The 9,321-nt window shown below is 37.7% G+C and carries 6 protein-coding genes; 3 read left to right on the top strand and 3 right to left on the bottom strand.

Annotation, left to right across the window (positions count from 1 at the left end):
• Positions 1 to 259: 259 nt before the first annotated feature.
• The gene (gene dld, locus G6554_RS24820) at positions 260 to 1,942 is read left to right on the top strand and encodes a D-lactate dehydrogenase (protein WP_166246772.1); all 1,683 of its coding nucleotides are present in this window, start codon (positions 260 to 262) and stop codon (positions 1,940 to 1,942) included.
• Positions 1,943 to 2,337: 395 nt separating this feature from the next.
• Here dld and G6554_RS24815 read toward each other — a convergent pair whose 3' ends face one another.
• Positions 2,338 to 3,552 carry an McrC family protein gene (locus G6554_RS24815; RefSeq protein ID WP_166246771.1) on the bottom strand — a complete coding sequence of 405 codons (1,215 nt, stop codon included), beginning with the start codon at positions 3,550 to 3,552 and terminating at the stop codon, positions 2,338 to 2,340.
• Complete coding sequence (locus G6554_RS24810) at positions 3,545 to 6,118, bottom strand: AAA family ATPase (RefSeq protein ID WP_166246770.1); 2,574 nt, start codon at positions 6,116 to 6,118, stop codon at positions 3,545 to 3,547. Before G6554_RS24810 ends, G6554_RS24815 begins: the two co-directional genes overlap by 8 nt.
• Before the next feature lie 287 nt (positions 6,119 to 6,405).
• Between G6554_RS24810 and G6554_RS24805 the strand changes: the two genes are divergently transcribed.
• Together G6554_RS24805 and G6554_RS24800 are read left to right on the top strand one after the other, a co-directional pair.
• Entirely contained in the window at positions 6,406 to 6,873 is a 468-nt protein-coding gene (locus tag G6554_RS24805; protein ID WP_166246769.1) for a transposase family protein, read from the top strand.
• 49 nt (positions 6,874 to 6,922) lie between these two features.
• A complete protein-coding gene (locus G6554_RS24800) occupies positions 6,923 to 7,825 on the top strand; it encodes a transposase (RefSeq protein WP_242637940.1) in 903 nt (300 codons plus the stop codon).
• A gap of 946 nt (positions 7,826 to 8,771) precedes the next feature.
• Here the strand turns inward: G6554_RS24800 and G6554_RS24795 are convergent.
• The coding region (locus tag G6554_RS24795; RefSeq protein WP_207627752.1) for a hypothetical protein at positions 8,772 to 9,321 on the bottom strand (550 nt) is incomplete at its 5' end.

Raw genomic sequence — 9,321 nt, 5'->3', positions numbered from 1 at the left:
TTTAATTAATAATATATCTTTGATTTCAGATAACAGGTGACCTCCGGTTTTTAATTTACCAAGTAATTTAAGCTTTCGAACATCACTTTTTACCGATATTTCCGGTTGATATGTTTTTAATTTAGTTTTATTATATCAATAGAATAATTGATTTGTAGCAAAAGTTTAACAAAGTCCTTGAATCACGCGAGATTGCAATCGCTTTCGATATCGGGTGTCCTTTTGTAAGCAAATCTTTTCATATTTAGGAGGCAGTAGCATGAAAAATCCATGCATCACAGAACTTGAAGCGATTTCAGGTCATGAATATGTCATTACCAATCCCTCAAAAACCCTGCGTTATCGCAAAGGCTATCGCTCGGGACGTGGGGATGCACTAGCTGTGGTCAAGCCAGGAAATTTGACAGAGCTCTGGCAGATCCTGAAAACAGCCGTCAAATTTGATAAAATTATCATTATGCAAGCGGCAAATACAAGTTTGACAGAAGGATCAATTCCCGCAGACGGTTATGATCGTGAGGTCATCATTGTATCGACCACACGGATTAAACACGTTCAGTTACTCAACCAAGGCACTCAGGTTTTGGCTTTTCCGGGTACAACACTCTATACACTTGAGAATGCATTGAAACCGCTAGGGCGAGAGCCGCATTCTGTGATTGGCTCTTCTTGTCTAGGTGCGTCTGCCATCGGCGGGATATGCAATAATTCGGGCGGCTCGCTCGTCAAACGCGGCCCTGCCTATACGGAGATGTCGCTATTTGCCAGAGTTAACGAAAATGGCGAGCTGCAGCTGGTGAATCACCTTGGTATCGATTTAGGCGATACACCTGAGGAAATTGTTGCCAATCTTGATGCCGGAAATTTTGATCCGAATGCTGTCCCAGATTCTCCAAAACACGGGCATAATTACACTTATCAAAAGCGGGTGCGCGAAATTGATGCAGATAGCCCGGCTAGATACAATGCCGATCCTAATCAGCTTTATGAAGCTTCAGGGTCTGCCGGCAAAATTGCCGTATTCACCGTAAGGCTCGATACTTTCCCGAAAGAACAAAATGAAAAGGTCTTCTACATCGGGACCAATAAACCAAGTGTATTAGAAATGATTCGGAGAAAAGCACTGTCGGAGTTCAAAAATCTCCCTGTCGCCGGCGAATACATGCATCGTGAAATCTATGACATCGCCAAAAAATACGGCAAAGATTCATTCATTGTCATCAAAAAACTTGGAACTGACCGGTTGCCTTTTCTTTTTGGGTTGAAAGCGGACGCGGAGCGGATTTTGGACAAAATGAAAATCTTCAAGCCATATCTTCCTGACCGTATCTTGCAAAAACTCAGCTATCTTTTCCCGAACCATTTGCCAAAAAGGATGGAAGAATTCCGTGAAAAGTATGAGCACCATCTGTTGCTCAAAATGTCTGGAGACGGCAATGCCGAGGCGGAGGCCTATCTGAAGGAGCTGTTTAAAGAAGCTGAGGGTGATTACTTTGTTTGCACGCCGGAAGAAGGAGCGGATGCTTTCTTGCATCGGTTTGTAGCTGCAGGCGCAGCGATTCGCTTCCAGGAGGTGCTTCAAGACGAAGTTGAAGATATTTTGGCGCTTGATATTGCCTTGCGTCGCAATGATATGGACTGGTTTGAAGTGCTGCCCGAGGAAATCTCGAGCCAGATTGAGCACAAGCTTTACTATGGACATTTCCTTTGCCACGTGCTGCATCAGGACTATATCGTGAAAAAAGGCGTCGATGCACATGCCTTGAAGGAAAAAATGCTGAAGCTTCTGGATGAGCGCGGTGCGATTTATCCAGCGGAGCATAATGTCGGCCATCTCTATGAAGCCGCACCAGCACTGGTTGATCACTACAAAAATAGCGACCCAACCAACAGCTTTAACCCTGGAATCGGTAAAACCTCTAAATTGAAACACTGGTGTTAATCTTCATTGCCCGTTAGGTCAAGATGAAATAAAAAGAGGATGTCTCAGATTTACTTAATGGGTTCGGTTGATGAGTATAAAACGGTTTATAGAAATATATAAAGAAGTCTAATTCGCTAAATGAATTAGACTTCTTTTATTTGTTGAAATATAGGCGTTCTTACCATTTTAACAGGATAATTAGCGATGGAATTCGCATATCAATTGAGAATATTTTTCTATTAAAAAATGCAATCAGTTATAGCAACATACTTCGTCCTGCCTCTTGAAAATACCCTCTATAATTATAGTAGCCTAATGGCAATAAATGAAGTATTTTGTAAAATTTAATCCCTTCTTTCCTTTTACTTTTTATGGGATTTACGTTATTAAATATCCTTCAAATTGGGAAACCCTTATGAATTTAGCTGGGCTAGTATTACTTTTAGCTCCTCAACGGTCGTCTCAAACTCATCTATTCTGACCGTATTCATTTCAATGGTCTTATTCGAATCTACAACTTCCCAAACTGGATGTTCGACTTCCCCTTCCTGTTTTGGGTAAAGCAATATACATCGATCAACCGTATCATACGCTGTTACATAAGCATACATTTGGTAGATATCAGCTTGTTGGTAATGGCTTCTTCCCTGAACAGTGGCACTCTTCCATTTTGTATCAATAATCAGGTTTTGATTAACGACAAAATCCGGCTTCAATAATATATTGCCATACCCACTTTTTTTATTTCGCAGCAGTCTTTTTTCTGCATGCTGACTTATTACTTCCCTATCTCCGGCCGCCGCCTGGAGTGCAACTCCAATATATTTTTCAAACAATGTGTTTATTGGAAATAAAAAAGAAAAGGAAGATGCTCGCTGGCCTTGGCTATAAATGGATGCCTTTTCAATAATTAACTTGGCAAATAATGCTGCCTCGCGAAATCGTTCATTTTGTCGATTTAAAGAAAATTGGTTTATTTTCGTTGAAATCTTTAGTAGATCTACATTTTCCAAATAATTTAAACAGCGCTCCAAAGATAATGTTAAGGAATGGTTCCCCGTATGTTGTTTGACAATCACCAATGCCGTTTTAAACAACTGATTCAAGGAATTATTCTCCGTATGTTCATCAAAGCTACAATACGCTCTAGTTTTTAGAAAAGGATTCGTACGAATATGATGACCAACCTCGAGTTTCCCTTTCAACACAAATAAATTTTCCTCTTGCCGTTCATACGTTTTGTAGGGACCTTTTTTTAATTCACCTAAGAGCCTTGCAAGAAAGGCTCTTAGGAAGGTCGTAAGTAATTCACTATTTTCCTCCCCGTTATGGACAGTCTCATAGAAAGAAATGGGAAGAAATCCTGTAATCGATAACATGGATAACAAAGCTTTCCGATCATCATTTAGGGATAAACTTATCTTTGGGAGGATTTCATATCGAACATCGGAACACTGAATGATTCCTACATAATTTATAAATCTTACACGTTTATACCTCATATCCAACACGAATTCATTTGGGTATTTTTCTTCCATATATCGAACTAGTTCATTTAATTGCGCAGGCGTAACTTCGTTTTCTGTAATCCAATCATAGGACTCGCGTACAATGATGGTTTTACTCATAGATTGCGATTAACTCCTGTGTCGTTAATTTCCGTTTCACCCGGTACAGTGCAGGAATAGGAAGAGACGGTCTCTGTTTGAATAGATCATTCACGTTGATTTCTTCCTTATAAACGATATAAGAATCCTCCTCAGACGTACCGATTCCCCCTAAAACGAGGCCAATTTTTTCCCAATCATCGTAAAAATACTCTTGTAAAAGCGGGATAATTTTTGACTCTACGATAGAAACAATTTCTTGATCCGTCTTTGCATTAATAAAATAAGCATGTCCTATCATATGATCACGATCATATAGAACTTCAATCCTCTTATTCATTTTGGTTACCATTTCTACGAGATCAATCTCATCCCCAATGGACTCCAGATGTTCAGGTGTAGGCATCATCTCTTCAAAAACAAATCGACGTCGCAGGGCTGTATCCAGTAGAGCAATCGACCTGTCTGCGGTATTCATCGTTCCGATTACATATAAGTTTGGGGGAAGTGTAAATTTCTCTTTAGAGTAAGGGAGTTCTACGATTAATTCATTGTTTTTGGTTAATCGTTTATCATCTTCTAAAAGCGTTAGGAGCTCCCCAAAGATCTTAGAGATATTACCACGATTCATTTCATCGATAATAACTACATGCCTTTGAGCGTTAGTAAAGTCAAAAGATTTCGTTCCATTTAATGCCTTTAAAACAATGGCCTTCTTTTCGTCCCCTTCTATTTCAATCCTATCCTCTTCGACATCCTCTTCCATTTTCGTCAGAATCCAATTTAAGACAGACCAATATCTAGTTTGATTGGAACCCCCAATTGCATCATGAATAAAGCTGACATTGTTTTTCCAATCGATATGATGGTTTCGAATATATCGAAATACGCGTAAGAGCCGCTCTTTTGAGACGATGGAACTTGTTTTCGCATCTTCGCTCGTAATCACTAAATGATCATTGGCAGAAATGTGGGATATGATAAGTTTACCACCTGTTTTAGATTCAAACTCAACCAATTGATTTATCCCATTGGCTACCAAGTGATCGTACAATTGTTCAAATCTCACTTCTTCTGAAAACTCTTGGGTATTATTTTGAATACCTTCGTATGTGGCTTCGTAAGCCGCTCTTTTAAAAACACCATCGGTGGGAACAAAATTTCCTTTGCCATCCGATTTCAATCCTTCGATAAAATCCTCATAGGCATATGATTGATGGAAAGTAATAAAATGAATCTTCCCATCTCTTATTAATCGTGAAAACTCCTGTTGTAGTGCTTCACGACCACTGACTTCCAGTTCATTGAATGTAGAATGATTAATGATTTTGAGTGCGTGATCCACCACATGATAGGTTTTCCCTGTACCAGGAGGTCCATAAAGGACTGTGTTCATCGGAAAATTATCCTCATATGATTCCGCTATCATTGGCTCATCATGACCTCCTTCTCCTTGCATGAATACCATATGAATGGCACTTTTATTTTTTACTTCATTAATGGTACTCCGATATCCTCCGTAACCAATGTGCTCATGTTCTTCTGTATTCAACCATTTTACAGGCAATAAGTGACCGTACTCATCAGAAAAGTGATAGCCATCAACTGGATCTGCCGCAATTTTTCCAACTGCATGAATCCGAAGGACCGATTTTGTTTTGCCGTTTATTTTGCGAGTAAAGGTTGATTTTAACGCAACAAAATCCCCTTCTTTTAAGGAAAAGAATTGCTTTAGGGCTTTCTGTCCCGCCGTGCTTTTTTCCTTTTCTTCTATCATTTCGTCAATAGTACCTTCATTTAAATAAGAAGATAAGTCCTCCCTAAGAAAACCAATGGCAATCGTGTTTTGTTGTAATAAGAATTCCAGAATGGATCCCTCATCACCATATGTATGTCCAACAAGCCAGAAACGAACATCATCAACGAGTTTCTTATCCCGCTCTGCAAATGTATCCCAAATAAAAAAGGCGATTTCTTGATTTTTCCAATCCGAAAAACCTTCCTGCCCTTTCAAGCCATTCAAAACCTTGTGATTTACCTCAATCGAATTTTGCGGTAGAAGCAGCTCGTTATTTATTTCTAATTCTTTCCCGAGCTCGAGTAAAATCGGTGGGGAATAAACATTGAAAAACTTTTCAGGAACATAGATGTTCAAAATCTTTAATAAAACCATATTAAATAGAGGTAATTCAAGCTTACCAATCTCAGCAATCCGATCCTCCTGCGCCAATAGGATCGCTTGAACAATACCTTCTTTTAAAGACTTGAACTCATCTTGCAGCTTTTCCCCTTCTAAAACTGTTTTATGGGTACCATACCCTTTACAATACTCACCGTTTTGGGCGCGATAAACCCCAAACTTAGCAGAATTACCTCCACCTATGCCGGCTAATATGTGCTTTCGCTCAAGCCAATAAATGAAACAATCTTTTGTTTTGGTATCGGCGTATTCTTCCACTGACAACGTAGGTAGCGATTCTAACGGAAACCTCTTTATAAATGATAGCCGCCCATTTTCCTTCTCCTCCACCATTTGTCTGTCAGTACTATATTGGAATCCTTTTTCTAGTAGTGTCTCGAGTTTCATTTCATTTTCCCCCGAATTATTCTTTTGTTACTATTATAGGGTGTTTTGGTAGGGGATGGAAGATGAATGCAGAATGAGGATAAAAGTTAAAAATAAATGAATTGTTCTTTCCCATCAGTATTTTATTGAAGGAAAGTGGAATAAGTTAAAATAGGTGATTAGAAGGTGGTGGATTTTAGTAATAATAATCTGTATTTGGCAAGTAAAAAATGGTTCTTACGCCAAACTGGTGAAGGACCTTTTTCCCTCCTTTTGTAGTATAATAAAAATCAAAAGGAGTGCTTAACATGAACCCTATTTGTTGGTCATCTCCTGATTCTTTCCTTGAAGTTCTTCACATTTGTGAAGGAGACTCCTCATTTCAAATCACTATTCAAAGCACACATCAGTCTAGTTCATGTCCCTATTGCGGTGTAAGATCTTTTCGTCCTCATAGCCGTTATACTCGTCTCATTCAAGATCTACCTATCGGTGAGAAATCAGTTTCTCTCCTACTAATCTCAAAAAAATGGTTTTGTGACAATAATTCTTGTGATAAGAACATTTTTACAGAGCGTTACGATTGGTTGCCTGCGAAAGGTCGGAGAACATTTAGAGCTGAGGAAGTTTTACGTAAAATTGCCTTTGCTTCTAGTTGTTCAAATGGAGAAAAAGTAGCGAATGCAATCCATCTTCCTGTAAGTCATGATGTATTACTCTCCATTATTCGAAAAACGGAGATCAAACCAAATATTTCTCCCTTTTGTCGGAATTGATGACTTTGCCTTTCTCAAAGGACATACTTATGGCACCATTATATGCGACTTGACAACCCATCAACCTGTTGCATTACTTCCTGATCGAAAGCCTGAAACTGTTACCAGCCGGTTGAATGAACAAAGTATTATAGAGGTTGTCAGTCGAGATGGGTTTCGAGCTTTTCGTCAAGCAATATCCCAAGCATCTTCTACCATTTCTCAAGTATATGATCGTTGGCATTTTATTCGTGCAGCGAAAAGACAAGTTGACTCTTGTCTAGTTTCCATTCTTCCAGCGTCGATTACTTTTAACAATAGGGAAGACCAACCCAACCTTGTACAGGCTGAAACGAAACAAGAACGTATTCAACTGGAACGTAACGCAAAGAAATTAGATTTGATTAAAACCGTCCAACAAGAATACCAGAAGGGGAAGAAAAAATCAGTGTTAGCAAAAGAGTTTGATTTGGATCCCAGGACGATTACAAAATATCTAAAGACTACAAACTCTCCACTTATTAAACCAAGAGGGAAAAGAAAACGCCAAACAGCGGAGTTTCATGAACAAATTGGGGAGCTTGAAATAAAAGGACATACGATTAAGCAAATTGATTCAATTATTCGTGATTATGGGTATACTGGCACACTTTCTGGAGTACGTGTAGCAGTGGAAAGTATTCGCAAAGAACGAAAATACCAGCATTCTCAATCACAAAAACAAAGAATTTCCCGCCAGCAAGTAAGTGCCTGCATATGGAAACTTCACTCAACCCTTTCAGAACAGGAGTGTCACTTACTTGAACAATGCTTTACAGGTTATCCCTCGCTTAAACCTTTTTATGACACCGTTCAAACCTTTAAAAGGGCATGGGAAGATTATGATTATAATGCCTTTTTTAGAATAGTTAAAACAACAATTGTCTACTCGGACCAACCATTTGTATCGATTCGCAATACAAATACGGAGTGATCTTCAAGCTATCAAACAAGCCTTTCTTTCTCCGTTTAGTAATAGATTAATCGAAGGGCATGTTCATCGATTAAAACTCATAAAACGGATGATGTATGGACGTGCCGAGCTAGATTTACTTGAAAAGCGAGTTCTCTACCACTTATAAAAGATTATTTTCAAAAAACTTTTCTGCACAAGAAGACTTCGGTATATCACCTTTCACCAAAAACTCGTATGAACCATTTTTATGATGCCATAAACAAATAATCTAATATTAATATCAAGATAAGCTGAAAAAAGACATAGCAGAGTATCTGAATAGGTTTTTAGATTAATTCCGATACACTGCTATTTTATATACGATACCGGTGGTGGGGTCAAAATAACGGTCAAAGTATTGATTAATAAGGTTTTGTTCATATGTTGTGTAAAATTTGTGTAAAAATAATTAAAAGCATCGCCACAATGATTTATGCAAGTCATCTCATATACTTATTAATCCCTTCCTATCTAGCTGTTCAATTAGTTTAGATGATTTAATGAAGAATGATGATTGTGAATGTAAATGTCTATTCACTTTATGACACTAGCTTCTATACGGAAGAATTGAAGTCAAAGGTCTTTTAAATCTTGCAATATTTCTCTAAGTTGTAACAAGGAACCCGCATTGGAGTTCCTTGTTGTGATTAAATATAAGACAATTCCTATCATTCTTGCTTTTTTTTACGAGAATAAATGTTTTTTCTTCATGCAGATAAAGTTACAGCCCTAACGTTTTACTTACGTTTATGGAGTTTAATCTCTTCAGCTTCCGGTCCGCTGGCTAACTGTTTATGCTTAACAAGTAAATGGCTTGTTCTCACTCGGCAGGGCTTTTGGGAACACAACGGTCCTTCATTATAATAAAAGCATTTTTCTGGATTTTCTAATGGTTTTAAAAAGCTAACTACGGATTTAGCTACGTCTATATCTCAATTAAAAACAATGTATCTTCAAATACTATTGAATAAATCTCTTTAAGATGTTCGTATGTTGGATCGTTTTTTATCACTACATCAAAATGCTTTCCTTTATCCCTTAAAGCTTTTTCTAACTTAATCTTATCTAATTTCATTTTCTCACTAGTTACATTTAATTCTTTAATTTTTGTTAATTTTAATAAATACTGACTTAGATCATTTTTGCTCCATCCGAAAAAATCTGGTTGGAATTTAAAAACTTCATAAAATAGTTGTGATGCCATATTCTCTTTTCTTTCTTCGGATATAAACTTCCCATCTTCAGATAAATAATTCGGTAATCTGTGGTTTACATGCAGATTTGAATAATCATTTAATATTAAAATTTTCTCATTTACAGGTTTATTTCTTAACTTATCACTGTTAACCGTACCATTAGCCAATGCTAAATTATGAATATGGGCATTTTCTGTATCCCCGTTATCACCTAGTAAATGTTCGATCGTAATATCATTTTCGTTTAAGTATGCATCTGTTTGATAGTAACTATAATAC

The sequence above is a fragment of the Bacillus sp. MM2020_4 genome, assembly GCF_011250555.1.
Taxonomy (GTDB): Bacteria; Bacillota; Bacilli; order Bacillales; family Cytobacillaceae; genus Neobacillus.
This window is presented reverse-complemented; position numbering and strand designations above follow the sequence as displayed.